The sequence below is a fragment of the Mesorhizobium sp. M8A.F.Ca.ET.208.01.1.1 genome (genome assembly GCF_004791315.1).
Lineage (GTDB): Bacteria > Pseudomonadota > Alphaproteobacteria > Rhizobiales > Rhizobiaceae > Mesorhizobium.
In genome coordinates, this window is the sequence record NZ_SRUT01000291.1 from 1 (window position 1) to 305 (window position 305).

Here is a 305-nt window from a genome sequence, read left to right on the forward strand (position 1 = left end):
GGCGGGGATGCCGGTTGCGGCCAATGCGCTAAGACCGGAGGTGAGGCCCGAAAGCACCCGGAACGGAATGCTTTCGCCCGCGAGCGCCAAAGCCTCTTCGCCGCCCCGGCCGAAAATATAGGGGTCGCCGCCCTTGAGCCGCACGACACGGCGGCCTTGACGCGCCAGCCGCACCAGCAGGGCGTTGATATCATCCTGTTTCATCGAAGGCTGGCCGCCGCGTTTTCCGGCGTAGAAGAGCTCGGCGCCTTGAGCGACCGCCACGACATCGGGCGAGACCAGCGCGTCATAGACGAGCGCATCGC

The 305-nt window shown here is 66.9% G+C and carries 1 protein-coding gene; it reads right to left on the reverse strand.

The genetic code is table 11. From position 1 onward, the window contains the following. Positions 1-305: SAM-dependent methyltransferase (locus EN851_RS35345; protein WP_245520906.1), on the reverse strand; the 305-nt coding region annotated here is incomplete at both ends.